The sequence below is a fragment of the Ruania rhizosphaerae genome (genome assembly GCF_009805705.1).
GTDB lineage: Bacteria > Actinomycetota > Actinomycetes > Actinomycetales > Beutenbergiaceae > Ruania > Ruania rhizosphaerae.
In genome coordinates this window covers 234,384-258,250 of the sequence record NZ_VSMB01000001.1, presented here as the reverse complement: position 1 = coordinate 258,250, position 23,867 = coordinate 234,384, and the positions used below count along the sequence as shown (strand labels likewise).

Sequence of the window (23,867 nt, the reverse complement as noted above, 5' to 3'; positions counted from 1 at the left end):
CATTCATCTGTGAATATGCTTGCACTTCTTGGGGAAGGAGCAGTGATGCCCTCACGATACGGTCCGCCGATCGACGTGCAGCTACGGCAGCTGACGAAGGTGGCGGTGATGTACCACGAGCAAGGGGTGCGGCAGGCGCAGATCGCCGACGCCCTCGGGCTCTCGCAGGCGAAGGTCTCGCGGTTGCTCAAGCGCGCCGCGCAGCTCGGGGTGGTGCGCACGACGGTCAGCATCGCACCGGGCCTGCACACCGAGCTCGAGGGCGAGCTGGAGCGCGCGTTCGGTCTGGCGGAGGCGGTGATCGTGGATGTCGAGGACGACGCCGACGAGACCGAGCAGATCGCCGCCATCGGGGGAGCGGGGGCGGCGTACTTGGAGACGGCGTTCACGGGAGCGGACCGGGTGGGTATCGCCTCGTGGAGCCAGACGCTGCTCGCGACCGTGGACCGGATGCGCCCGGCCGTGAACCCCACGGTGAGTGAAGTGGTGCAGTTGCTCGGCGGGATCGGGGTGCCGGAGGTGCAGACGCAGGCGCAGCGGCTGGCGAGCGAGCTGGCGCGGATGCTGGGCGGGCAGGCGTACTACGTGCAGGCGCCAGGTGTGGTGGCCGATCGCGGGACCCGGGACAGCCTGCTGCGCGAGCCTGGCCTGCAGGCCGTGATGGAACGCTGGCGCGAGCTGACGGCTGCGGTGGTCGGGATCGGCAGCATCGACCCGAGCGACCTGCTGGCCGAGAGCGGGAATGCCTTCGATGCCTCGGATCGGGAAACGTTGCTGGCTGACGGTGCAGTCGGTGACATCTGCCACCGGGTGTTCCGGGTAGACGGATCAGCGATCGAGGGGGATGTGGATGCACGGACCATCTCGATACCCATCGATGACTTCCGGCGGATTCCGCGTCGGATCGGCATCGCCGGCGGTGAGCGGAAGATCGGCCCCGTCCGAGGGGCGCTCGCAGGGGGATGGGTGACGACGTTGATCACCGATGCGAGGACGGCGCGGGCGTTGTTGTAAGGGGTGTGGCGGAGCCTGGCGAGCCTGTTCGTTGGGACAGAGGAGAGCACTGCTTCACGCCGTCAGCCCGGACGAGGCTGCGGGGGACCCAGTCGAGGGCTGCCGCTCGCAGTTCGAGGTGTTGCCACGCTCGGAACCCTCATGCCCGACGGGTGTGCTCCGCGACAACGGGGCGAGCCACGATCCAGACGTGACGACAAGGCTTCGGAGCCGGTGGTGCTGACAGCCTGGCTCCATGCTCCAGCAGCCTGACTACCAGTGGCCCGGTATTAACCGTGACCGACCAGCCGTGGCCGCAGCCGAGGTCCTCGACGCCCAGCACGTGATCCTCGCGCATCACCATGACTGGCGCCACGTCCGCCGGTCTGAGGCAGACACCCGGCGTGCCCCTGTGGGCGCCGGTCTCACGAACCGCTTGCGCACCGCACGACTCGTGCATCAGCGCGAATCGACCAGCGACGAGGTCGCCGAATCCCGCCGGGGTGTTTCGTGAGGGGTCCGCTGAGCGGTGTCCTGGTCGTTGACCTGTCGCGAGCGCTTGCCGGACCGCACGCCACGATGATGCTTGGTGACCTGGGCGCTCGCGTCGTCAAGGTCGAGGCGCCCGACCGCGGTGACGACACCCGCGGATGGGGGCCGCCGTTCGCCGGGCCCGACCACGATCCTCAGTCGACGTACTTCCTGTCGGCCAACCGCAACAAGGAGTCCCTCGTCCTCGATCTCAAAGCAGACTCCGACCGCGAGATCCTGCTGCGACTCATCGACCGCGCCGACGTCCTCGTGGAGAACTTCCGCACGGGAGTCCTGGAACGGCTCGGGCTCGGAATCGACCTGCTCATGAAGCGCAATCCCCAACTCGTGGCCCTCTCCATCACGGGCTTCGGTCACGACGGTCCCGAAGGTGGGCGTCCAGGATACGACCAGATAGCTCAAGGGGAGGCCGGGCTCATGTCGCTGACCGGTTCCGGCCCCGACGACCCCGAGCGCGTCGGCGTGCCGATCGGGGACCTGCTCGCCGGCATCTACGGCGCGTACGGTGTGCTCGCGGCGCTGCACGAGCGATCGGTGACTGGCGAGGGACAAGTGGTGCGCACCTCCCTGCTGGCAGCGCTCGTGGGAGTTCACGCCTTCCAGGGAACCCGATGGACCGTGGCCGGCGAGATCGGCCGCGCCCAGGGAAACCACCACCCGTCGATAGCGCCCTATGGGCTGTTCCGCTGTCACGACGGGGCGGTGCAGATCGCTGTCGGCAGCGAGAGCCTGTGGCGACGCCTCTGCGACGGATTTGCCATCGATCCCTCAGGGCTCTCGACCAACACCGAGCGCGTCAATTCCCGTGAACGCATGATCGAGGTTGTCGAGGCTGCCTTCGCGGGCTGGGATGCGGCGCCCCTGCTCGCGCGACTCGCAGACCTCGGCGTCCCTGCCGGCAGGATCCGGGGCCTCGACGAGGTCTACACCTGGGACCAGACCCGGAGTCAAGGACTCCTGATCGACGTCGAGCACGCCTCCCTCGGACATCTGACGCTGCCGGGCCCTCCGTTGCGCTTCTTCGACCCCTCCGGTCACGAGTCGACTCCTTCCGGCCACACCGCACCACCACGGCTGGATCAGCACGGCGAGTCGCTGCGGATGTGGCTGAGCGAGGAGGCGAGGTGACTACTGCGGTCAGCAGCACGCCTACACAGCAGCGTCGGGGAGCAGAAGATCTGCTCCACCTCGTCCTCGACGAGCGGTCCTGGGAGTCCTGGGACCAACCCATCGACATCAGCGGGTACGAGTATGCCTATCAGCAAGAGCTCCGTGCGGCCCAGGAGAGGTCTGGCACGGACGAGTCGGTGATCACAGGGCGAGGACGTGTCCGCGGTCGCCCCGTCGCCGTGGTGGCGAACGAGTTCAAGTTCCTTGCAGGCTCGATCGGGCGGGACGCGGCACGTCGGATCACGGCGACGGTCCGCCGCGCGACTGCAGAACGGCTCCCCGTGCTCGCCACCACCGCCTCGGGCGGGACCCGCATGCAGGAAGGGACGCCGGCCTTCGTCGAGATGATCGAGATCTCCAGGGCCATCGGAGCGCATCGGGCCGCAGGGCTCCCCTATCTGGTGCACCTTGGGCACCCCACGACCGGCGGGGTGTACGCGTCCTGGGGATCCCTGGGACACGTGACCGTCGCCGAGCCGGGCGCCCTGGTCGGCTTCCTGGGTCCCAAGGTGTTCGAGGCGCTCCACGGCGTGCCGTTCCCACCCGGGGTACAGCAGGCCGAGAACCTCGCTGCCAAGGGCGTCATCGATGCCGTCGTAGCAGTCGAGGACCTCAGCGAGCTGATCGACCGGGCTCTGCGGGTGCTGCTGGACCGCCCCGACCCCCCGGTCGCCCCTCGGCGAGATCCGACCGCGCTCGCGACTCACACGGCTTGGCACTCGGTCGACCTCACCCGCCGACCCGGGCGAGCCGGCGTACGAGACCTCCTGCGGCATGCCGCGACCGACACGTTGCGCCTGCGTGGCACCGACGATGGCGAGCGCGACGACACCATTGTCGTGGCGCTGACACGCCTCGACGGACAACCGTGTGTCCTCGTCGGCCAGGACCGCGACCGACAGAGCCCCGAGCGCGCCATGGGACCCGCCGCCCTCCGCGAGGCTCGTCGCGCGATGAACCTGGCAGAGGAGCTCCGCCTGCCCCTGGTCACCGTGATTGACACCCCGGGCGCTGAACTCTCCGTCGCGGCGGAAGAGCGGGCGATGGCTGGGGAGATCGCCCGGTGCATCGCGAGGATGGCAAGGATGCAGGTCCCGACCCTGGCCGTCCTGCTCGGCCAAGGGTGCGGCGGCGGCGCACTGGCGCTGCTGCCTGCTCGACGGGTACTGGCCGCTCAACATGCCTGGCTCTCACCGCTGTCGCCCGAGGGAGCCAGTGTCATTGTCCACGGTGACACTGCGCATGCCGAGAGCATGGCCGACCGACAGCAGATCCGAGCAGTGGACCTGGCCGCCATCGGCACCGTTCACCGGATCGTTCCGGAACCAGACGGCGACGACGCGCCGTCGCTGGCCCGGGCGATCGCGGCCGAGTCGGCTGCTCTGCTGATCACGATGTGCTCCCAGTCCTAGTGCGTGAACCGATCACACCGCGACCGCTCGAGCGAGGAAGCCGCGAATGTGCTCGACAACGCGGCAGGTGGCGCGACCGCCGTCGAAACCATCGTGCGTACCGCGACAACCCGACAAGCTGTGCGGACTGCCGGGGTCCATCCGACCAGTGTGCTCCGCGACAAGGGGGAGTTCCACAATCCGGACGTGACGACAAGGCTTCGGAGGCGCCACGCTGACAGCGTGATCTGCATGCTCCAGCAGCCTCACTACGCGTGGCCCGGCAACAACCGTGACCTGACCCGGCTCGTCGCCCAGCACCCGTGGGTGACCATGGTCAGCGCGACCGCAGACGGCCCGGTCGTCACTCACCTCCCTGTCGTGCCCGACCCTTCGGCCGACCCCGACGCGGATCCGGTGGTGCTCAGCCATCTGCCGCTCGCCGATGCACACGAACACCAACTCGGCGATGCCCAAACCGTGCTCGTGGTCCAGGGGCCGCACGGCTACGTGAGCGCGGAGTGGTACTCGGGCAGTCCCTACGTCTCGACCTGGAACTACGTCGTCGCGCATCTGCACGGCATCGGCGAGCGGCTGGATGCTGACGGGACCGTCGACGTGTTGCGGCTGACCCAGGACCATTTCGAGTCCCGGCGACCGCGGCCTTTCGACCTCGGCGGCGTGGACTCCTACGTCCACCGACTCGCACCAGCCGTCGTCGGCTTCCGACTGCGGCCCACCACAGTGGTCGCTAAGGCCAAGCTGAGCCAGGAGAAGCCGGCGGCCGACGTCGCCGGCGTGCTCGCTGCCCTGGAAGATCCGGCGGAGCCGTTCGCGAACGCCGAGCTCGCCGACGCCATGCGCCGGGGCGGGCTCCCCTCGTGATGCTGCTGCGCGGTGGCCGCGCAGGGCTCGGCGGCGCTCCGAGCGACGTCCTCGTGCGAGACGGTCAGATCGCGGCGATCGGGCCGGCTGGCTCACTCGACCCCGACGGCGCCGACGTTGTCGTGCTCAGCGACGCCACGGTGCTGCCCGGCCTTGTCGACGGGCACGTCCACGTCGAGCAACTCGCCCACCACTCCCGGCGGATCGACGTATCGGGGAGCGCCACCGCCTCGGCCGTGATCGACCGGCTGCACGGCCACGTCCCGGCCGTGGGCGGGTTTCTCGTCGGGCACGGCTTCGTGGACGCCCTGTGGGACCTCCCCCCGCACAAGTCCATGCTGGACGACCGGCTGCCCGGCGTACCGGTGGCGGTGATCAGCCTCGACCTGCACACGGTGTGGGCCAGCAGCGCCGCTCTTGAGCGCTGGGGACTCGACCACGAGACCGGGCTGCTCCTCGAGGGTGAGGCGATGGATGCGATGGCACGACTGCAGCGCTCGGTGCCCCCGACTGAGGTCGACCGATGGGTCGCTGAGGTGGTCACGCGCATGGCCGCGCGCGGGGTGACTGCACTCATCGACTTCGAGTACGCCGACAACCTCACCGCGTGGCAACAGCGGGCCATCCCGCCCCTGCGTGTGCACGCCGCCGTGTGGCCGGAGTGGCTCGAGGACGCCATCGCCGACCGCGCCACTACCGGCGACCTGCTGCCTGGCACCGGCGCACGAGTTCACGTCGGGCCGTTCAAGATCATCGCCGACGGGTCGCTCAACACCCGCACCGCATGGTGCTTCGCGCCATACGCCGGGGGCACTGGTCCCGCCCTGCACGGCTTGCCGCTCACGGACCCCGCCGCGCTCACCGGCCTCATGGGCAAGGCCTGGGCCGCCGGCCTCACCCCCGCGGTCCACGCCATCGGCGACCGGGCCAACGCGATGGTGCTCGATGCGTTCGAAGAGGTCGGCTGCGCCGGCCGCGTGGAGCACGCGCAGCTCGTTGCACCCGAGGACTTCGCACGCTTCGCACGTCCGGGACTCATCGCCTCGGTCCAGCCGCAGCACGCCGTCGCGGACCGGGACGTCGCGGACCGCCACTGGGCGGGCCGTACGGACCGCGCGTTCGCCTACCGGGCACTGCACGATGCCGGCGCGACACTCGCCTTCGGGTCCGACGCGCCGGTGAGCACCCCCGACCCTTGGCATGCGATCGCCGACGCTGTCAGCCGGACCGACGACGACCGGCTCCCGTGGCACCCGGAGCAGGCGCTACCGCTCGACGTCGCCATTGTCGCCGCATGCGGCGGTCGCGCCGCATTCGCCACTGGCGACCTCGCCGACCTCACCGTGGTCGCCGGTGACTTGTCGGACCCGGACACCGTCCGGGACACGGAGGTACTCCTTACCCTGGTCGGCGGCAAGCACACCCCCTGACACGACCGTCCTCACCACGCTCGGCGCCCTGCGCGGAGGTCCGTCGTCAGCACAGCCCCCGGGCGACCTCGACCAGCGTCGCGACGCCCACGCCGGTGCCCATGGTCGAGACGTGTCCGAAGGCCTGGCTACGGTTCCAGGCGACGCCCGCGATGTCGAGATGGGCCCAGGCCGTGTCCTCGGCGACGAAGTGGGCCAGGAAGGCTGCTGCGAAGGACGCTCCTGCCGGGTGGTCCGCGCTGACGGAGCGCAGGTCGGCGACCAGTGAATCGAGACCCTCGACGTTCTCCTCCCCGATCGGCAGCCGCCACATGCGTTCGCCCGCGGCCGCGGCGGCCGCGAGCATGCGGTCGGCATCCTCATCGGATCGGGCGAAGAGGCCCATGGTGCGCCGACCGAGGGCGGTGATCACGGCACCGGTCAGCGTCGCGACATCGACGATCAGGTCGGGCTCGTCCTCGGCGGCGCGGACGAGCGCGTCGGCCAGCACCATCCGGCCCTCGGCGTCGGTGTTGCCGCTCTCGACGGTTGTTCCGCCGTAGACGGTCACCACGTCGGAGGGACGGAAGGCGCTGCCGGAGGGCATGTTTTCCGCGAGAGGTGCATAGGCCGTCACACGCAGTGGCAGCCCCAGTTCGGCGATCGCGGCGGTGGCGGCCACCACCGAGGCCGCACCGGCCATGTCGTGGCGCATGGTCACCATCCCGACTGCGGGCTTGATGTCGAGGCCACCGGAGTCGAACGTGATGCCCTTGCCGACCAGGACCAGGTGCGGGCCGGTGCCGCCGTCATAGGAGAGGCGGGCCAGCCGTGGCGGACGGTTCGACCCCAGACCGACGGCGAGGATGCCCCCGTAGCCCTCCTTTTCGAGCTCCTCCTCGTGCAGGACGACGCAGGTCAGCCCGTGCGCGACGGCGTACTCCTCGAACTCGTCGGCGAGCGCTTCCGGGTGCTGCAGGTTGGGCGGCGCCGAGACCCAGTCGCGCGCCTGCGTGACGGCCTCGGCGACGGGTGAACGGGGCGCGACCAGCACGGGCGCCTTCACGGGCGTGCCGGAGACCGGAGCGTAGACGTACCACCCCAGCTCGGCGCCCTCCGCGACGCCGTCGTCCTCGCCGAGGTCCACCGTGACCACAGCGGCTTCGACCGACGTCGCTAAGTCGCGCGCCCGGCGGACCCCGACCGCGGCAGCGCGACGAAGGGTGGCGCGGGAGCGATCCTCCGGTGGGACCACCGCCACGACGGTCTCCCCTCCCGCGACGAGGACCGTCACGTCATAGGGCTTGCGAGCGCCGATATCGGCGGCTCCGGGGACTGCATCTGCCCAGCGGACGACGAGGGCGGGAGAGTTGTCAGGCATGACGTCAATATGCCCGGCCGGCCGCGGACCGGCTCTGTCGCCGACGACAACGTCCGCCCGTCGATATTGGCGCCAGGCCCAGTGTAGCCACCCGGCGCAGAGGGCCAGGGTTGAGTCTCTCAGTCGCGTCCGGAAGGATTCCGCAATGCCACGTTCACTCGCATCCCGCCCCCGCTCGGCCGTATTGATCGCCACCGTGGCGGCCACAGCCCTCACCCTCAGCAGCTGCGGCGGTTCCGCCGAGGACAGCTCCAGCGACATCGAGCCCGTCGTCGTCGCGACCACGGAGGGTGCCATGACCGACATGACTCCCGGAATGAGCCAAGGCAGCAACGTCGACTACGCCCTCTTCACACCCCTGACGAAGTACGACGCGTCCAGCGGCGATGTAGAGAATGCCGTCGCCGAGTCGATCGAGAGCGAGGACCAGGTCCACTGGACCATCACGCTCGAGGAGGGGTGGACCTTCCACGACGGCTCACCTGTGACCGCACAGTCCTTCGCGGACTCGTGGAACCTCGCGGCAGACCCGGCCAACGCCATGGACAACAACGGCCAGATGGTGATCTTCGAGGGCTACGACGAGCTCAACCCCGTGGAGGGGGAGCCGACCGCGACGGAACTCTCCGGCGTCGAGGTGGTCGACGACCTGACGCTCGAGGTCACGCTCACCGAGCCCAATCAGTTGCTGCCCTACCGGCTCTCCTCGACGGCTTTCTCCCCGATCACCGAGGAGACCGCCGCGGACCCGGCGGAGTTCGCCAGGGCTCCCATCGGCAACGGTCCCTTCATGGTCGAGGAAGGGTGGGAGCTCGGCGCGCAGGACGTCACGCTCACCCGCTTCGAGGACTACAGTGGCGACGCTGCGGGCCTCGAGCAGATCCAGCTCCGGATCTACCAGGACCCGAGCAGCACCTACACCGACTTCCAGAGTGGCCAGGTCGACGTCGCGCTGATCGAGGCCAACGACCTGACCGCGGCCGAGGAGAACTCATCGGGCGAGGTCGTCGAGGTGACTCTCCCCGCGCTGATCTACCTCGGCTTCCCGACGTGGGACGACCGCTTCGCCGATGTCGACGTGCGCACCGCGATCGCCACCGCAATCGACCGCGACGCCATCGTCGACCAGTTGCTCGAGGGTCATGGCACCGCCGCCACGGGCCTGTCCCCCGACGTGCTCGCCGGCGCCGACCAGGTGGACTGCCCGACCTGTGTCTACGATCCGGAGGGTGCGGCCGACCTGCTCGAGTCGGCGGGCGGATGGGACGGCCCACTCGAGCTGCAGACCTACGCCGACCCGGTCAACGAGATGGTGCTGCAGGCCATCGCCAACCAGCTGAGCGACAACCTCGGCATCGACGCGACGATGAGCACCGCCCCGATCGGCCAGGTCTACGACAACCTGCGGGCGGAGGAGTCGGACGGCCCGTTCCTCCTCTACTCGGGCGCCGCCTACCCTCACGTCTACGCCCAGGCCAACGCGCTGATGGCGACCACCGGTGGCCTCAACATGACGAAGTTCTCCGACCCTGCCTTCGACGAGGCACTCTCCGGCGCCAAGGCCGCGGCAGACCTGGAGCAGGCGGCGCAGCAGGCCGCTGACGCGGCGGAGATCGGCCTCGCGGAGGCACCGATCACCCCGATCTTCTACCCGTCCGCCGGTATCGTGCACTCCGAGGGCCTGACCAACATCCAGGCCGAACTTCTCGGCGGGGTCAACATTGCGGCCATCGAGCGTGGCTGATGCTCGGCTACATCGTCCGCCGGTTGCTGGCCTCCGTGCCGGTGCTGCTGGGTACGACGTTCCTGATCTTCGTCGCCGTCTACGCATTGCCCGGCGACCCGATCACGGCGCTGGCCGGCGAGGATCAGACGATCTCGCCGGCCGTGCGCCGGGAGCTCACTGAGCGTTACGGCCTCGACGACCCGCTGCTCGTCCAGTACGTCAACTACCTCACCGGCCTCTTCGTCGGCGACTTCGGCGTGGACTTCCGCGGGGTCGAGGTGTCCTACGTGATCGCCCGCGCCTGGCCTACGACCGTCCTCCTCGCCCTCACCGCGTGGGTGCTCATGGCCGTCTTCGGCATCGGCCTCGGCGCCATCGCGGGCCTGCGCCCCGGCGGGGTCGTCGACGGAGCGGTCCTGGCCGCGACGACGGTGCTGATCGGTATTCCGTTCTTCGTCGTCGCCTACGTCGGGCAGATCGTGTTCGGGCTCGAGTTCGGCTGGTTCCCGACGTCGGGGACCCGCGACGGCTGGCCGCTCTCGTACGTGCTGCCGGCTGCGTCCCTGGCCATCTTCGGCGTCCCTGAGCTGGCCCGGCTGACCCGCGCCAGCATCCTGGAGAACCGATACGCCGACTACGTGCACGCAGCGGTGGCGAAGGGGCTCTCCCCGATGCGGATCGCCGTCCGGCACGTCCTGCGCACCTCCCTCATCCCGGTGGTGTCGATGCTCGGACTCAGCCTCGGTGGCCTGCTAGGCGGGGCCGTCCTGGTCGAGGGGATCTTCAATGTGCCCGGCCTCGGGTACGCGATCTTCACCGCGATCGGTCAGCAAAACGGCCCGGTGGTCGTCGGAATAGGAAGCCTGGTGGTGCTGGTGTTCTTGGGAGTCAACCTGCTCGTCGACCTGATGTACGGCGTGCTCGACCCGAGGGTGAGCCTTGACCGCCGGGGCTGAGCCGGCAGCGGTCACGGCATCGTCCGCCGGACCGCCGCGGCCGGGACGGCGGACGCCGTGGTGGCTGGTGCTGCCCGCGCTGCCGGTTGCGCTCATCCTGGTCGTGGCGATCGCCCCCGGCCCGTTCGCCGGCATCTTCGGCAACGGCGACCCGCGCGTGTGCGACCTCGCGAACAGCCGGGCCGACCCGCGACCGGGTCACCCCTTCGGCTTCGACGTGCAGGGGTGCGACCTGTGGGCCAATGTCGTGTGGGGCACCCGCTCCTCGGTGCTGATCGGCATCCTGGTCACCCTCGGGGTGCTCATCATCGCGATCGTGCTCGGCACGCTGGCGGCGTACTTCAGGCGCTGGGTCGACATGCTCGTCAGCCGGTCCCTGGACATCGTGCTCGGCTTCCCGGCACTTGTCGGCATGGTCGTCGTCCTCACCACGATCGGGCAGCGCAACGCCTTCACCGTCTCGGCTGTGCTCATACTGTTCGGCTGGCCCGGCATGACGAGGGTGATGCGCGGTTCTGCGCTGGCAGTGGTCGATCGCGACTACGCCGATGCCGCCCGTGGTTACGGTGCCTCGTCGTGGCGGGTGATGTGGCGACATGTCGTGCCCAACGCGATCGCGCCGGTACTCGTGCTCGCCAGCCTTGCGGTCGGGACCATGATCACCGCCGAGTCGGCGCTGACCTTCCTCGGCATCGGCCTGCAGCAGCCGGCCATCTCCTGGGGGGTCCAGCTCAACTCCGCGCAGGCGGGCTTCCGCCAGCACCTGCATCTGCTGCTCGCGCCTGCCCTGTTCCTGTCCGTGACGGTGCTGTCCTTCGTCGTCTTCGGCGAAGCGATCAGGCGCCGCCTCGACCCAAGCCACCAACGGAGCGTGCGATGACATCGGTGCAGGCCACCACTGCGACCACCGACCTCGCGACCCCCGTCGTCCGCGTGCGCGACCTCAGCATCGAGTTCGCGACCCGCAGCGGCCGCTCGACCGCGGTGAAGAAGATGGACCTCGACCTCCACCCGGGCCGTACCCTCGCCGTGCTCGGTGAGTCCGGCTCGGGCAAGAGCGCCACCGCGCGCGCGATCATGGGCGTGCTGCCGCCCGGGGGTAGCGTCACCAGCGGCACCGTCGAGGTGCACGGCGTCGACCTGCTGGCCATGCGACCGAAGGAGCAACGCCGCGTCCGGGGCCCCGTCGTCGGCATGGTCTTCCAGGACGCACAATCGGCGCTCAACCCGGTGTTGCCCGTCGGCTATCAGATCGCCGAGGGCGCCCGCGCCCACCGCGGCATGTCACGCAAGGCAGGTCGTGAGCTGGCCATCGACCTGCTGGACAGGGTCGGCATCGCGGATCCCCGACGGGCGGTCGATCGCTTCCCCCACCAATTCTCGGGAGGGATGCGGCAGCGGGTGATGATCGCCGGCGCCCTGGCTATCGACCCCGAGGTGCTCATCGCCGACGAGCCGACCACCGCACTGGACGTCACCGTGCAGTCCCAGATCCTTCAACTGATGCTCGACCTGCGCGACGAGCGCGGGCTGGCCTTGATGTTCATCACCCACGATATGGGTGTGGTCGCGACGATCGCCGACGAGGTGCTCGTGATGTACGACGGCCATGTGCTTGAGCGCGGCACCCGCGACCAGGTGCTTCACGCACCCGAGCACGCCTACACCCGCGCCCTTCTCGAGTCGGTGCCGAGCGCGGACAACCGTGGCCGTGAGTTGCCGGTCGTCGCCGCCGGAGTCGGGCGTGGCGAGGTGGTCGAGGTCATCGAGCCGGAGTCGGACGTCGAGGTACTCTCCCGCCCTGGGAACGACGTCGTAGTCCGGGCACAGGGCGTAGGCAGGGATTTCTCCCTCGCCAGCGGTGGCGACTGGTGGCGCCCGGGACGGGCGGGGAGAACGACCGCCGTGCACGAGGTCGACCTGACCGTCCATGCCGGTGAGACGCTCGGCGTCGTCGGTGAGTCCGGGTGTGGCAAGTCCACCCTCGCGCGGATGCTGACCGGTGGCTTGGCACCCACCCGCGGTCGGGTCGAGGTTCTCGGCCGTGACTTGTCCGCACTGACTCGGGGTGAACGGCTGGAGGTGCTGCGCGACGTGCAACTCGTGCACCAGGATCCGTCGTCGTCGCTCGACCCGCGCCTGAGCGCCGGCGCCGCGATCGCTGAGCCGCTGGTCGTGCACGGCGTCGGTGACACCGCTTCACGTCGGGCCCGGGTCCTCGAACTGCTCGATCTCGTGGGTCTCGACCCCGATCACGCGAACCGCTTGCCACACCAGTTCTCCGGGGGGCAGCGCCAGCGCGTCGAGGTGGCCCGCGCGCTCGCTCTCGAGCCCCGGCTACTGGTCCTCGACGAACCGGTCTCCGCGCTCGATGTCTCGGTGCAGGCGCAGGTGGTCAACTTGCTGATGCGGCTCCAGCGCGAGCTCGACCTGGCCTATGTCTTCATCTCCCACGACCTCGGCGTCGTCGGCCACATGTCGCATCGTGTGCTGGTGATGAACGGCGGGCGTGTGGTCGAGGAGGGCCCGGTGGCGCAGATCGAGGACGACCCGCGCCACCCCTACACCAGCCAGCTGTTGGCCGCAGTGCTCCGGCCCTGAGGTCGGCAGTCGAGGTAGAGCGCTGCCCGGGGGCTCAGTCGCGCCCGACGAGGAGCCGCAACTGCAGCCAGGTGCAGAGCAGTTGGTCGGGGTCTCGGAAGTCGAGGCCGAACATCTCTTGGGCGCGGCGGATGCGGTAGCGCACGGTGTTCACGTGGACGACCAACTCGTCGGCGACTCTGGCCGCGTCTCCGAAGCTGCTGAACCACGCGAGCAGGGTGGCGGCGTAGTCGGTGCCCTGCTCGGCGTCGTGGTCCATGATCGCGGTGACGGGGTCGAGGCGTAGTTGGTCGGTGACCAGCGCTTGCTCGCTCAGTGCCTGAAGGACGAGGCTTGCCCGCATCTCCTCAGCCGAGGCGAGGCGGAGACCCTCGCGCCCGAGAGTGTCTGGGTGGACGTGCTCGAGCACCTGCAGCATCCGGTCTGCCATCGTGCGGGCGCCTTGGACGTCGCGCATCGCATGGGCGGCGGGACCGACCGCGACGAGTGGCTCGACGCCGGCCGAGCGCTCGACGGCGCGAGCGATGTCGGCGGCAAGGCCCATCAGTCGCTCGCGGGACTGCGTCGACTGCAGTGGCAGCAGCGCGTAGACCGTTCCGGACTCGACGACCGAGACGGCCGACGGGTGCCAGGCGCCGACATAGAGGTCCACGAGATCGACCATCCGAGCCGCGTGGAGCCGGCGCTCGGCGAGGTCGTTGCCAGCGCAAACGGCGAACACACAGGCGGGGGCGCCCCGGCGGAGGCCGAGCTGGGCCCGGACGCCCCTGGTGGGCCCGGATCCGTCGAGCAAGGAGCGCAGCAGTTCTGAGCGGGCCAGCCGGTCCGGGTCTACTTGGGCGCGGGCGCGCATGAGGTGGATGGCGGCAGTGCGGGCGGCAGCGACCATGAACTGCGCGGCACCCGGCTGGAGCGGCGGTCGGTCGGAGATGGCCCAGATTGTGCCGATGACTTGGGTGCCGACCCGCACAGCGACGGCGAGCCGCTCGGCCACGTCAGGTAGCGGCGACGGGATCACCAGGGCGGTCTCGCTGTCGGTTACTGCGCGATAGGTCGCCGTCGTGCGCTGACCTTCCGGGCCGACCCGCCCGAGGATGCCGTCGCGACGGACATTGTCGATCTCTTGACCCGGGATGTTGGAATAGGCGATGACATGGCGCTCGGTGTCCTCGATGGTGACGGCTCCGCCGACCGCCGAGGCGATCGCGTTGGCCAACGAGAAGACGTCCCCCGCGCCGACGTGGTCGTAGGAGGCGTCTGCTCCCTGCCCGGCGGCACTGCGGCCGGCCTCGAACAGCGACTCGAGGTGTCGCCAGGCCATGTCGGCCGGTACGCCGAGCAACGTCAGGCCGGCCTCGACGGCTACCGTCGCGAGCTCGTCGAGGCGACTCGGGTCTCCCTTCACCACCACCGCGGTGCATCCCGAGGCAGCGGCCGCGCGAAGCAATTGGTTGGTGCGCTCCGTGGGATGGTCGACGCCCGGCAGGAGCAGTACGACGCCGTCACCGGACGGGACCGGCTCACCGGGCCCGCCGATCATGACCTCGCCGACGAGTCCGTCCGTGCCGCTGTCATGCAGCACCGTGACGACCTGGGGACCGAGTTGGGCGAGCACGACCGAGAGCGTCTGGCCCGGGTCATCGGGCAACTGGGGGTAGCGGCCGGTCGGGAAGGTCACCGCTGGCTCGGCCGTGTTCGCTCCCCCTGCGCCTGCGTCCGCTGCTCGCTGCGATGCCACCTGTATTCTCCCTCCATCGGCGTCGCGACCACCTCGATGCCGGCGATCTCCGGCAGGGGCGTAGTGAGCGAATTCTCCGCCAGTGGGCGCGGTTCGGCAAGCTACCGGGCTGCGGCCATCCGGGCGCGGCGAATATTGTGCGGGCAGATCACGCATCTCACTCCTCCCTGTTCGAGCGGACAAGGCTGCGAGCGCGGCGGTCGGGGACCATGGGAGTCATGACCGACGCGATCCCCGCCTGGTTGTCCGACGAGCTCGCCACCGTTCCGTCCTACGACGCCTTCCTCGGAGTCGACGCACTGGTCGACGCGCTGGGGGTAATCGCAGCCGCCCATCCAGACCTGGCCACCCTGCGCCGGGTAGGCACGTCCCGTCAGGGCGAGGCGCTGTGGTGCCTGACGATCGCCGACACCGCACATGACGAAGCCACCCCCGACGCCCTCGTCGTCGGCCTGCCGCACCCGAACGAGCCGATCGGCGGGCTGACGGCACTCCACCTCGCCGCCCGGGTGTGCGCCGACGCCGATCTGCGTGGCCGGCTCGGGCACCGCTGGCACGTCGTCGCCTGTGTCGATCCAGACGGTCTGCGGCTCAACGAGGGATGGCTGGCCGGCCCGTTCGACCGCACCACCTACGCCCGCAACTTCTACCGCCCTGCCGGCGTCGAGCAGGTGGAGTGGACGTTTCCGGTGTCAGTGGGCGACGTCTACTACGACGACGCGATCGCCGAGACCCAGGCCCTGATGCGGCTGATCGACCACCACGAGCCGGCGCTGCTCGCCTCGCTGCACAACAGCGAGCTCGGTGGCGCCTACTACTACCTCAGCCGACCCGAGCCGCCGTTGCACGCGGTGCTCCAGGCCGTGCCGGAGTCCGTCGGGATCCCACTCGACCGCGGTGAACCTGAGGCCGCACACATGGTCACCTTCGACGACGCGATCTTCGCCGCGGGCGACGCCGAAGCGTTCTACGCCCGACTGCGGGCGAGCGGTAGGAAGTGGCCCCCGCACGGCGGCAGCACGTCGATGTACGCCGCACGCCACGGCACGTTGACCATCCTCTCTGAGCTTCCGTACTGGTCGGATCCGTCGGCCGCGGACAGCTCGCCCTCCGGTGTCCGCTACGCCGATGCGCTTGCCGCCTACGCCCGGGGACTCTCCGACGCAGGCCAACTCTTCACCGCGGCGATCGACGAGGTCGAAGAACTGCTGGTCGCGCCGACCTCGCCGCTGTGGAAGGCCGGCTGCGCCTTCGGCCGCGCGACGGTGAAGTACGGCTCGATGGCGCTCGAGCGGTCGCAGCAGCCGAAGTCTGACCGCGAGGCCACGGTTGCAGAGGCTGCCTCGATCGCCCACAACCTCCATGCGTGGCGATTGCGCTACGGCGGCATGTTGCTGCGCGCCCTCGAGGGCGAGGTGGCGCTCGGCAACGTGCGCGAGCCCCTCCGTCGGCACGCGGCCTCCCTCGCGACGACGTATGACGCCTGGCTCGCCGAAGACGCCGCCGCGATCCAGCACGACGCCATCCCGATCCGCAACCTCGTCACCGTGCAGTACGCCGCTATCGTCGCGGCCGCCGCCCAGTTGGCGGGCACGCTGTAAGGAGAGGGCGGCGACGTCGCCGTGTCCAGCGGTCCCCCCGTCGCGGAGATCGTGCCCGGTAGCCCCGTCTCTTCAGCGCGAGCCCCCCAAAGCCGCCTCGAGCACCGCCGCGATCTCGAGGAGCCGCCGATCGGCGCCGTGGGGGGCGACGAGTTGCACTCCCACCGGAAGCCCCTCGGGCGTTGTGCCGGCCGGGATCGAGATCGCCGGGCAGCCGGTGACGGTGACGAAGTAGGTGGAAGCCATCCACGCGAGGTAGTCGCCCACCGACCGACCCTCGATCGACGGGGGATACTCCTGCTCGACAGGGAAAGGCGGCACCTGCGACGTCGGCAGCAGCAGCACGTCGTAGTCCTCGAAGAAGCGTCGTGTCGTCTCCGACAGCGCAGTGCGCTGGAGGTAGCCCCGCGCCACGTCCGCGCCCGTGAGGGCCTCCCCCGCTCGGACGTTGGACTCGAGCGAAGCCTTGAACGATGTCGGGTGCGCCGCCAGTAGTTCGCCGAAGGACGTGTGGAACTGCCAGGCGCGCAGCGTGCGGAAGGTGTCCTCCGCCAAGGAGAGGTCCGGGTGTGCCTCGGCGACGCCGGCACCGTGGTCGGACAGCAGCCCAGCCGTGGTGCGAACGACGTGCGCAACGTGGGGATCGACGTCCAATGACCCACCCATGTCGACGCTCACCGCCACGCGCAGGTCGGCCAGCGGAGTCGGGGTCAGTGGCGGTGCAAAGGACGCCCCCGCCTCGGCGAGCGCGAACGGAGCCCGGGGGTCGGGGCCGGCGATCACCGAGAGAAGGAGGGCGACGTCGCCGACGTTGCGTGCCATGGGCCCGCTGACCGACATACTCTCCCAGTGGTTGGCGACGGGCCACTCAGGCACCCGCCCGAGCGAGGGTCGCATGCCCACCACCCCGCAGAACGACGCCGGGTTGCGTAGCGACCCCCCCATGTCCGATCCGTCCGCCAACGGCACCATTCCGGAGGCGAGCGCGCTCGCCGCACCCCCGCTGGATCCTCCCGCCGAGCGCCTCGGGTCGACCGGGTTCCGAGTGACGCCGAAGACGGTGTTGAAGGTGTGCGAACCGGCCGCGAACTCCGGCACGTTGGTCTTGCCGATGAAGACCGCGCCGGCAGCGCGGATCCGCTCCACGAGGAGATCGTCGTAGTCGGCGACGGAGTCGGCGAAGATCGGCGAGCCGTAGGTCCTGCGCCAGCCCTTCAGCGCGTGGGTGTCCTTCACCGCGAAGGGCAGGCCGTGAAGAGGACCCGGTTCCTCGCCCGAGGCCAGCGCTTGGTCGGCGGCCGCGGCCGCGGCCCGTGCCCGCTCCGCGTCGAGCGAGACGATGGCGTTGAGCTCGGGATTGCGCTCCGCGATGCGGTCGAGGTGGAGCTCGAGGAGCTCACGCGCCGAGATCTCCCCGGCACGGACGGCGATCGCCTGGTCGCAGGCGCTCGAGTCGGCGGTGAGTCCGCGCTGGTCGTCAAATAGGTTCACCGGCCGGATGGTCATGGTCCACATACTGTCTTTCGGAGCAGCCCGGGGCCCTGGCCGCAGGTACGCATTGCGGAGCATTCCGTTGTGCGAGCGGACAAAAGGGCATGAGGTGCGACGAGCAGCCCTGGGTGAGCACTACGGAGAACGCAGAGCTGCTCAAGCTCCGCAAGGAGAATGTTGAGTTGAAACGGGTGAACGAGATCCTCAAGACCGCCTCCTCGCGTCATCATCGACTACATCGACGCCTACCGGCATCGGTTCGGCGTCGCGCCGATCTGCTACCGCGCTGGCCGAGCACGGGGATGAGATCGCCGCGAGCTCCCACTGCGTGGCAAAGACCCGCGGCCCCTCCGCACAGGAGGTGGCTGACGCCCACGCCGCGAACACACTGCTCGACCTCTACCCGCAAGGACCATCATTCTGGTCCGCGATCGACGCGGGCCTTACCCCGTTGCGGGCCGAGGGGCCGAGAGCGCACTGGGCATGCATGGATCGGCCCCTCGGTCTGGTTAGGTGGTGTGGTGGTCGGTGCCGAGATGACCACCGACCCGGAGCCAGTGATCTCCGAAGGTGTCGATCTCATTCCCCACCTACCCCCGTGGCCGTCACGGCCCATCCCGTCGTCGATCACATCGCCGACAAGGTAGCTGCGACGGAGTCGACCTATGGTGGCCACCCGTCCGGGCGGGTCCGCGACCTGGTAGACCTCGTCGTGATTGCGCAGACGCACCAGATTGACGGAACTGCGCTCCACGCCGCGATCGAGTCCGAACGCCGCCACCGCGAGCTGCCCTATCGTGAGGCATTCGTCGCGCCTGCGGGTTGGGCGCGCACCTATCCACGTGAAGCCAGGCGAACCGTACTGTGCGCTGACTACAGCACTTTCCCCCCTCGCGAAGCAGCTCGCTTGCATACTGCTCCATCCCGCCATGACCGGGGAATCGATCGGCCGCACATGGTCCAGCTCCACACTGACTTGGCATCCGTGACGATGTGAGGGGTGCGTATCAACGTGCCGACCTAGAGTGACATGGTGACCAACGGACAGAAGCACATTGGAATCCTCCTCTTCCCGGACGTCGAGGAACTCGATGCGATCGGGCCCTGGGAAGTCCTGGCCTTCTGGGCGCGCAGCTTCCCCGAGGACGGCTACACGGTCTCGTGCCTCTCCCGCTCTGGTGGGTTGGTGCACTGCGCGAAGGGCCTCACCGTGCAGGCACACCACTCCTATGCCGATGCTCCACCCCTGGACGTTCTGGTCTATCCGGGCGGGATGGGAACCCGGCCCCAACTTCACGATGACACCCAACTGGAATGGGTGCGCCGCCAGCGCGAGCAGGTGCCGTTGATGACGAGTGTGTGTACCGGCTCACTCGTCTATGCCGCGGCCGGCCTGCTCACCGGCCGCCCTGCCACGACGCACTGGGCCTCACTGGACACGCTCGCCCAGTTGGACCCGACAATCGATGTCCGGCCCGAGGAACGGTTCGTCGACCATGGCGACATCATCACGTCAGCAGGAATCTCCGCCGGGATCGACATGGCGCTCCATCTGGTGAGCAGGCTGGCCGGCGGCGACCGGGCGCGAGAAGTCCGGCGAGGGATCCAGTACGACCCCGCGCCTCCGATCTAGGAACCGGCGACCGGCCGCATGCGGTCAAGGTCAGACACTCGATTCCTGACCTGTCGAATCCCCTGTCCGCCGCGGAATCCTCCTGCGGACACCCGGAGGGTGGTTCCGCGGCCGGAAGGGGATTCGGTGCGCGAGATGTCGCCACGGGGTTATGGCCGCGGCGGGAACCCCTCGGCGACCACTGACCACCCTTCCGGCAGCTCCACCCGGCGATGAACGCCGTCGGGCTCCACCCACCCTCCGAACAGGAGGGCCGTAGCCATCAGCAGGCCGCCATTGCCCGGCAGGTATAGCGGCATCCGGTGCGGAACCTGCCGGTTGTGCCCGTTCGGCAGATGCGTGTTCTTGTCCTCGGCGCGCAGCAAGGCCGCCAGCGCAATGTCCGCCCGCCCCAGCCGGGTGGCGCACATCGCGATCATCGGGAAGTCCCAGCCCCAGGCGCTGCGCCAGTTCCACTTCTCGCAGGCCCGCTCCAGGGTGCGCAGCATCGCCTCGTGGTCGATCGCGCCAGTGTCCGGCACCACCCCGAGGGCGCCGAGCATCGCCGGGTGATCGGTATAAGCCGTCCGCGGCGGGCGTTGCACGGCGTCGTAGTGACCGTCCTCGCTGACCACCGGCCGCAGCCCGTCAGCCACCTGCCTCCACAGCTCCGGCTCCTCCCGGCCGTCCGCCCGCCGCCACGCCAGCGCCGTCAGTAGCGCCCACCGCACATAGGCCACCTCGAACAGCGGATCCCACGTATCCACAGCGCCGTAGACCTCCTGTGCGGGCATCAGCGGCGGCGGCAGGTGGCAAGCACTGGACGCGCCACCTTCTTCCGCCAGCGCGAACGACGCCAGGAACTCCGCCGTCTCGTCCACCAGCACCCGGTACTGCTCCCGCACCGCCGCCTCGTCCGCAGAACCGGTGCGCAACAACTCGGCGTAGCTGATCACGTGCGGCTGCTGCCAGATCAGCAGCGGCCCGATCTCGTTCGGACTCTCGATCCCCTCCGGCCCCACATGCTTGGGCCAGCGCGCACCCCTGAACCCCTGCGCGGTCGCCCCCGCCCGTGCCACCGGCAAGATGGACGCATACCAAGCCAGACTCCGCTCGAGCAGCTCCGGGCGCCCCCACGCCGGGAAGTGCGCCGCGTGCCACCAGTGCATCTCCAGGTGGAACGTGCCGCCCCAGCTGTTGCACACCAGACCCGTCTCCTGCGGCGGGGTTGACCCCGAACAGTGCACCCGCGTCTGGTACTGCGAGAGCACGATCCGGCGCTCCAGCTCATGCGCCCCCTCGGCGGTACTGGCCCCCAGGTCCACGGCCGCACCGCGGCGCCAGAAGTCCTCCCACCCGCGCGCCGAACCCGCCAGAACCTCGCCGGGGGCGGAGATCGGGTCGGCGGGCAGCTCCGGAGCGAACTCCACCGCACAGCGCAGCACCGGCTCCGTCGACTGCAGCACCCACGCGTGCCCGTTCCCGCTCACCGAGAACGTGCCCATCGCCCGCACCTGATAGCGCGCCTCGTCCACGGTGCGCTCCCACAGGTGGGCTCCGCCGTCGGCCCGATAGTCGGTCCTGTGCGCCTCCGGCTGGTCCCACACCGGCGGTGCCTCGAAGCTCTCCTCCACGTACGGGAAGGCGACCCGTACCGCGAGACGCTCCGCCACCTCCGCAGCCGACTCCATCTCGAAGGCGAGGCAGTCCCGCTCCGGATCGACCGCCGTCCGGACCTGCACCGCGTGCCCCTCGATCAGGAACCGGCTGATGACCACCCCGGTCCACAGGTCCAGCTCCTGGCCCACGCCCTCGACCTGCTCCCACAGCGGCACCCGCCCGTCCAGCAGCAGCCCCACCTGCGCCAGATGCAGGCGCTGCGGATTCGTCCAGTAGTAGTACCCGGCCCCACGCCCGGCGGCCTCGGACTCCTCGCGCGACTCGCGGAAGTCGTACGCCGTCGGATACTCCACCGGCCCGCGGGGGCTCTCGAAGCTCTCCATCGTGTCGGCCAGGGTGTACCCGCGCGGGTTCGGCGACCAGTGGAACCCCCACTGCGCCTGCATCCCCAGCGGCGTCGCAGCCTCCCCGCGAGCACGGGCGGCACCCCGCTCGTAGCGCTCGCCGAAGGTCTGCAGCCCGGTGTGGTCCACCGTCACCGCGAACTCGCCGTTGCCCACCGAGAGCGGGGCCTCCGGGCACGGGGCCGCGTAGCGCACGTTATGCCGGCGCACCACCGCCTCGCGATCGATGCTTCCCGACGGCGTACCTCGCCTCCGCGCAGAGGGTCCCGTGGTCATGGGGTCACCTCCGACCACGCCAGGCCAATTCCCCGGTGTTCAGATGCGGTCCGCTCACCGATCGTCCGATCACCAACCGTGACCGGCTCAGCCAGCCGGCGCACAGCGCAGTAGACGTGCAGCAACTGGTCGCCAACTCGGTGTCCTGCGCCATGGAGGTGAGGGCCGCATTGTGGCGGCGATGCAGTGAGTCCGGCGCCCGACCGAGCCCAGACCTCGATCGGGCGCCGCCGCCCGGACGCCTCGTGGGGCGTCAGCCCTTCACCGAACCGGCCGCGAGGCCCGCCATGATCTTCTTGTTCAGGAAGACGAACACGATCAGCAGCACGATGATGTTGATACTGATGGCCGCGAACAACGCACCGTACTGAGTCGACCCGTACTGGTCCGACAGGCTGAGCAGCCCCACCTGGATGGTGGCCAGTTCCGGGCGCGTGGTGAACGTCAGCGCGATGAGCAGATCGTTGAACACGCTGAAGAACTGGATCAGCGCGATCGTCAGCATCGAGTTCTTCATCAACGGCATCGCGATCACGAAGAACGAGCGCAGCGGCCCGCAGCCGTCCACCGTGGCGGCTTCGAAGATCTCCCTGGGTATGGCCCGGAAATAGGCCGCCATCAGGAACGTCGTCAGCGGGATCCCCATCGCCGTATAGGTGAGGATCATCGGCAGCAGGCTGTCGGTGATGCCGATCTTGAAGTACACGGTGAACAGCGGCACCAGGATCATCTGCCCGGGCACCATGATCCCGCCCATCACGAACAGCAGGACCTGCCGGCGGCCCTTCCAGATCATGATCTCCAGGGCGTACCCGGCCGCGAGACCGGCGAGCACGATCAGTGCCACCGAGGGCAGTGTGACCAGCATGGAGTTGCGGTAGTTGATCCCGACGTTGCCACGCGTGAATGCGTCGATGTAGTTGTCGAGGTTGAACTGCTCCGGCAGCGCCCAGGTGGGGTTCGCAAAGAACTCCGTCTGGGTCTTGAACGAGCCCATGATCATCCAGAACTGCGGGTAGAGCATCACCACCAGCAGCACTGTGACCAGGAGCCAGACAGGAAGGCGGCGCACGATACGGCGTGCCGCACGCCGAGCCGGCCGGGCTTGCGGACGCGGAGTGGGGAGCTGAACGGGCGCAGTGCTCGGTGCGGTGGTCATGTCAGTCCTCCACGCGCTTGCTCGAGGGCCGGAAGACCACCAGCGTGAACACCAGGCACAGCAGCGTCAGTGCGAGGGCGATCGTGCTGCCGTAGCCGTACTCGGCGTACTCGAAGGCGGTCCGGTACATGTACAGGGTGAGAGGTGCGGTGGTGGTGCCGGGCCCGCCGTTGTTCAGGGCGAGCAGGCTGTCGAACACCTTGAGCGTGGCGTTCAGGCTGAAGATGATCGACGAGAGCAGGATCGGCAGCGAGAGCGGGATGATGATGTACCCCACGAGGCGAGGACCGGTGGCGCCGTCCATCCGTGCCGACTCCACCACTTCCTCGGGGATGTCCAGCAGGCCCGTGTAGAGCAGCACCGCGTAGAAGCCCATCGAGCTCCACAGGGTCATGATCACCGCGATGGTCATCGTGCCGGCGGTGGAGGCGAGGAACTCGATGCTCTCGCCGCCGAAGGCGTTGATGGCGTCGTTGACCGGGCCCTGGTTCTCTCCGACGGCGATCAGGCTCTTGAACAGCAGCGCCACCGCCACGGTGGGCAGCACCATCGGGAAGAAGACGGCGGTGCGCACGAACGCCGATCCCTTGCGCAGCACGAAGACGTACAGCAGAGCGAGCAGGTAGCCGAAAGTTACCTGCGCGACGGTCACGATGACGGCGAAGCTGACGCTCACCCATACCGAGTTCAGGGCCGCGGAGTCGCCGGCGAACTCCCGGAAGTTGTCCAGCCCGACGAACTCGAACCCTCGCAGGGTGTTGCCCTGGAAGAAGGACAGTCCGAGCGACCAGGCGACCGGGATGACCTTCAGCAGGACGTAGATCGAGAGAGTGGGGAGCAGAAGGATGAGGATGGTCTTCTTGTCCCCGAAGACGCGCGACATCGCGTGATCCTTTCGTGCA

The 23,867-nt window shown here is 69.2% G+C and carries 19 protein-coding genes; 13 read left to right on the top strand and 6 right to left on the bottom strand.

Annotated features, from left to right (window positions below):
- Nucleotides 1–45: 45 nt before the first annotated feature.
- The 6 genes from FV560_RS01065 (at nt 46) to FV560_RS01040 (ending at nt 6,421) form a co-directional block, all read left to right on the top strand.
- Entirely contained in the window at nt 46–1,014 is a 969-nt protein-coding gene (locus FV560_RS01065; RefSeq protein ID WP_235019846.1) for a sugar-binding transcriptional regulator, read from the top strand.
- A 235-nt stretch (nt 1,015–1,249) separates the two neighbouring features.
- Entirely contained in the window at nt 1,250–1,507 is a 258-nt protein-coding gene (locus FV560_RS01060) for a hypothetical protein (protein ID WP_159618417.1), read from the top strand.
- Nucleotides 1,504–2,673, top strand: a complete 1,170-nt coding sequence (locus tag FV560_RS01055) for a CaiB/BaiF CoA transferase family protein (RefSeq protein ID WP_159618415.1) — start codon at nt 1,504–1,506, stop codon at nt 2,671–2,673. Before FV560_RS01060 ends, FV560_RS01055 begins: the two co-directional genes overlap by 4 nt.
- Nucleotides 2,670–4,127, top strand: coding sequence for a carboxyl transferase domain-containing protein (locus tag FV560_RS01050; protein ID WP_159618413.1), 1,458 nt, complete (start codon nt 2,670–2,672; stop codon nt 4,125–4,127). The genes FV560_RS01055 and FV560_RS01050 overlap by 4 nt, the downstream gene beginning before the upstream one ends.
- 231 nt (nt 4,128–4,358) lie before the next feature.
- The gene (locus FV560_RS01045; protein WP_159618411.1) at nt 4,359–4,991 is read left to right on the top strand and encodes an FMN-binding negative transcriptional regulator; all 633 of its coding nucleotides are present in this window, start codon (nt 4,359–4,361) and stop codon (nt 4,989–4,991) included.
- The gene (locus FV560_RS01040; protein WP_159619305.1) at nt 4,991–6,421 is read left to right on the top strand and encodes an amidohydrolase; all 1,431 of its coding nucleotides are present in this window, start codon (nt 4,991–4,993) and stop codon (nt 6,419–6,421) included. Before FV560_RS01045 ends, FV560_RS01040 begins: the two co-directional genes overlap by 1 nt.
- 46 nt (nt 6,422–6,467) lie before the next feature.
- Here FV560_RS01040 and FV560_RS01035 read toward each other — a convergent pair whose 3' ends face one another.
- Nucleotides 6,468–7,781 (bottom strand): M17 family metallopeptidase, encoded by a 1,314-nt coding sequence (locus FV560_RS01035; RefSeq protein WP_159618409.1) that lies wholly within the window; start codon nt 7,779–7,781, stop codon nt 6,468–6,470.
- Between the two features lie 145 nt (nt 7,782–7,926).
- Between FV560_RS01035 and FV560_RS01030 the strand changes: the two genes are divergently transcribed.
- From FV560_RS01030 to FV560_RS01015, 4 genes are read left to right on the top strand one after another with little or no spacing between them, the layout of a single operon-like run.
- Entirely contained in the window at nt 7,927–9,525 is a 1,599-nt protein-coding gene (locus FV560_RS01030) for a peptide ABC transporter substrate-binding protein (protein WP_159618407.1), read from the top strand.
- Entirely contained in the window at nt 9,525–10,463 is a 939-nt protein-coding gene (locus tag FV560_RS01025; RefSeq protein ID WP_159618405.1) for an ABC transporter permease, read from the top strand. The genes FV560_RS01030 and FV560_RS01025 overlap by 1 nt, the downstream gene beginning before the upstream one ends.
- A complete protein-coding gene (locus FV560_RS01020; protein WP_159618403.1) occupies nt 10,447–11,343 on the top strand; it encodes an ABC transporter permease in 897 nt (298 codons plus the stop codon). Before FV560_RS01025 ends, FV560_RS01020 begins: the two co-directional genes overlap by 17 nt.
- Nucleotides 11,340–13,064 carry a dipeptide ABC transporter ATP-binding protein gene (locus tag FV560_RS01015; protein WP_159618401.1) on the top strand — a complete coding sequence of 575 codons (1,725 nt, stop codon included), beginning with the start codon at nt 11,340–11,342 and terminating at the stop codon, nt 13,062–13,064. The genes FV560_RS01020 and FV560_RS01015 overlap by 4 nt, the downstream gene beginning before the upstream one ends.
- 34 nt (nt 13,065–13,098) lie before the next feature.
- Here FV560_RS01015 and FV560_RS01010 read toward each other — a convergent pair whose 3' ends face one another.
- Entirely contained in the window at nt 13,099–14,802 is a 1,704-nt protein-coding gene (locus FV560_RS01010) for a PucR family transcriptional regulator (RefSeq protein WP_159618399.1), read from the bottom strand.
- Nucleotides 14,803–15,020: 218 nt separating this feature from the next.
- Here FV560_RS01010 and FV560_RS01005 point away from each other — a divergent pair, with 218 nt between their 5' ends.
- Entirely contained in the window at nt 15,021–16,403 is a 1,383-nt protein-coding gene (locus FV560_RS01005) for a M14 family zinc carboxypeptidase (RefSeq protein ID WP_159618397.1), read from the top strand.
- Nucleotides 16,404–16,475: 72 nt separating this feature from the next.
- Here the strand turns inward: FV560_RS01005 and FV560_RS01000 are convergent, their stop codons facing one another.
- Nucleotides 16,476–17,909 carry an amidase gene (locus tag FV560_RS01000; protein WP_200837466.1) on the bottom strand — a complete coding sequence of 478 codons (1,434 nt, stop codon included), beginning with the start codon at nt 17,907–17,909 and terminating at the stop codon, nt 16,476–16,478.
- A gap of 472 nt (nt 17,910–18,381) precedes the next feature.
- On the opposite strand from FV560_RS01000, the gene FV560_RS20635 reads away from it, so the two are divergent.
- A complete protein-coding gene (locus FV560_RS20635) occupies nt 18,382–18,891 on the top strand; it encodes a nucleotidyl transferase AbiEii/AbiGii toxin family protein (RefSeq protein ID WP_420853342.1) in 510 nt (169 codons plus the stop codon).
- 33 nt (nt 18,892–18,924) lie between these two features.
- Complete coding sequence (locus FV560_RS00990) at nt 18,925–19,527, top strand: DJ-1/PfpI family protein (protein WP_159618391.1); 603 nt, start codon at nt 18,925–18,927, stop codon at nt 19,525–19,527.
- A gap of 149 nt (nt 19,528–19,676) precedes the next feature.
- Here FV560_RS00990 and FV560_RS00985 read toward each other — a convergent pair whose 3' ends face one another.
- The 3 genes from FV560_RS00985 to FV560_RS00975 form a co-directional block, all read right to left on the bottom strand.
- Entirely contained in the window at nt 19,677–21,806 is a 2,130-nt protein-coding gene (locus FV560_RS00985) for a hypothetical protein (protein ID WP_159618389.1), read from the bottom strand.
- A 253-nt stretch (nt 21,807–22,059) separates the two neighbouring features.
- Nucleotides 22,060–22,965 carry a carbohydrate ABC transporter permease gene (locus FV560_RS00980; RefSeq protein ID WP_159618387.1) on the bottom strand — a complete coding sequence of 302 codons (906 nt, stop codon included), beginning with the start codon at nt 22,963–22,965 and terminating at the stop codon, nt 22,060–22,062.
- A 1-nt stretch (nt 22,966) separates the two neighbouring features.
- Nucleotides 22,967–23,848 (bottom strand): carbohydrate ABC transporter permease, encoded by an 882-nt coding sequence (locus FV560_RS00975; RefSeq protein WP_159618385.1) that lies wholly within the window; start codon nt 23,846–23,848, stop codon nt 22,967–22,969.
- Nucleotides 23,849–23,867: the final 19 nt, after the last annotated feature.

Bases quoted from the DNA above. Each gene is read 5' to 3' on its own strand.
- FV560_RS01035 (WP_159618409.1), bottom strand. From the start codon at position 7,781: ATGCCTGACAACTCTCCCGCCCTCGTCGTCCGCTGGGCAGATGCAGTC.
- FV560_RS00990 (WP_159618391.1), top strand. From the start codon at position 18,925: ATGGTGACCAACGGACAGAAGCACATTGGAATCCTCCTCTTCCCGGAC.
- FV560_RS01045 (WP_159618411.1), top strand. From the start codon at position 4,359: ATGCTCCAGCAGCCTCACTACGCGTGGCCCGGCAACAACCGTGACCTG.
- FV560_RS01060 (WP_159618417.1), top strand. From the start codon at position 1,250: ATGCTCCAGCAGCCTGACTACCAGTGGCCCGGTATTAACCGTGACCGA.
- FV560_RS00985 (WP_159618389.1), bottom strand. From the start codon at position 21,806: ATGACCACGGGACCCTCTGCGCGGAGGCGAGGTACGCCGTCGGGAAGC.
- FV560_RS01015 (WP_159618401.1), top strand. From the start codon at position 11,340: ATGACATCGGTGCAGGCCACCACTGCGACCACCGACCTCGCGACCCCC.
- FV560_RS20635 (WP_420853342.1), top strand. From the start codon at position 18,382: ATGGATCGGCCCCTCGGTCTGGTTAGGTGGTGTGGTGGTCGGTGCCGA.
- FV560_RS01025 (WP_159618405.1), top strand. From the start codon at position 9,525: ATGCTCGGCTACATCGTCCGCCGGTTGCTGGCCTCCGTGCCGGTGCTG.
- FV560_RS01040 (WP_159619305.1), top strand. From the start codon at position 4,991: ATGCTGCTGCGCGGTGGCCGCGCAGGGCTCGGCGGCGCTCCGAGCGAC.
- FV560_RS00980 (WP_159618387.1), bottom strand. From the start codon at position 22,965: ATGACCACCGCACCGAGCACTGCGCCCGTTCAGCTCCCCACTCCGCGT.
- FV560_RS01065 (WP_235019846.1), top strand. From the start codon at position 46: ATGCCCTCACGATACGGTCCGCCGATCGACGTGCAGCTACGGCAGCTG.
- FV560_RS01000 (WP_200837466.1), bottom strand. From the start codon at position 17,909: ATGACCATCCGGCCGGTGAACCTATTTGACGACCAGCGCGGACTCACC.
- FV560_RS00975 (WP_159618385.1), bottom strand. From the start codon at position 23,848: ATGTCGCGCGTCTTCGGGGACAAGAAGACCATCCTCATCCTTCTGCTC.
- FV560_RS01030 (WP_159618407.1), top strand. From the start codon at position 7,927: ATGCCACGTTCACTCGCATCCCGCCCCCGCTCGGCCGTATTGATCGCC.
- FV560_RS01005 (WP_159618397.1), top strand. From the start codon at position 15,021: ATGACCGACGCGATCCCCGCCTGGTTGTCCGACGAGCTCGCCACCGTT.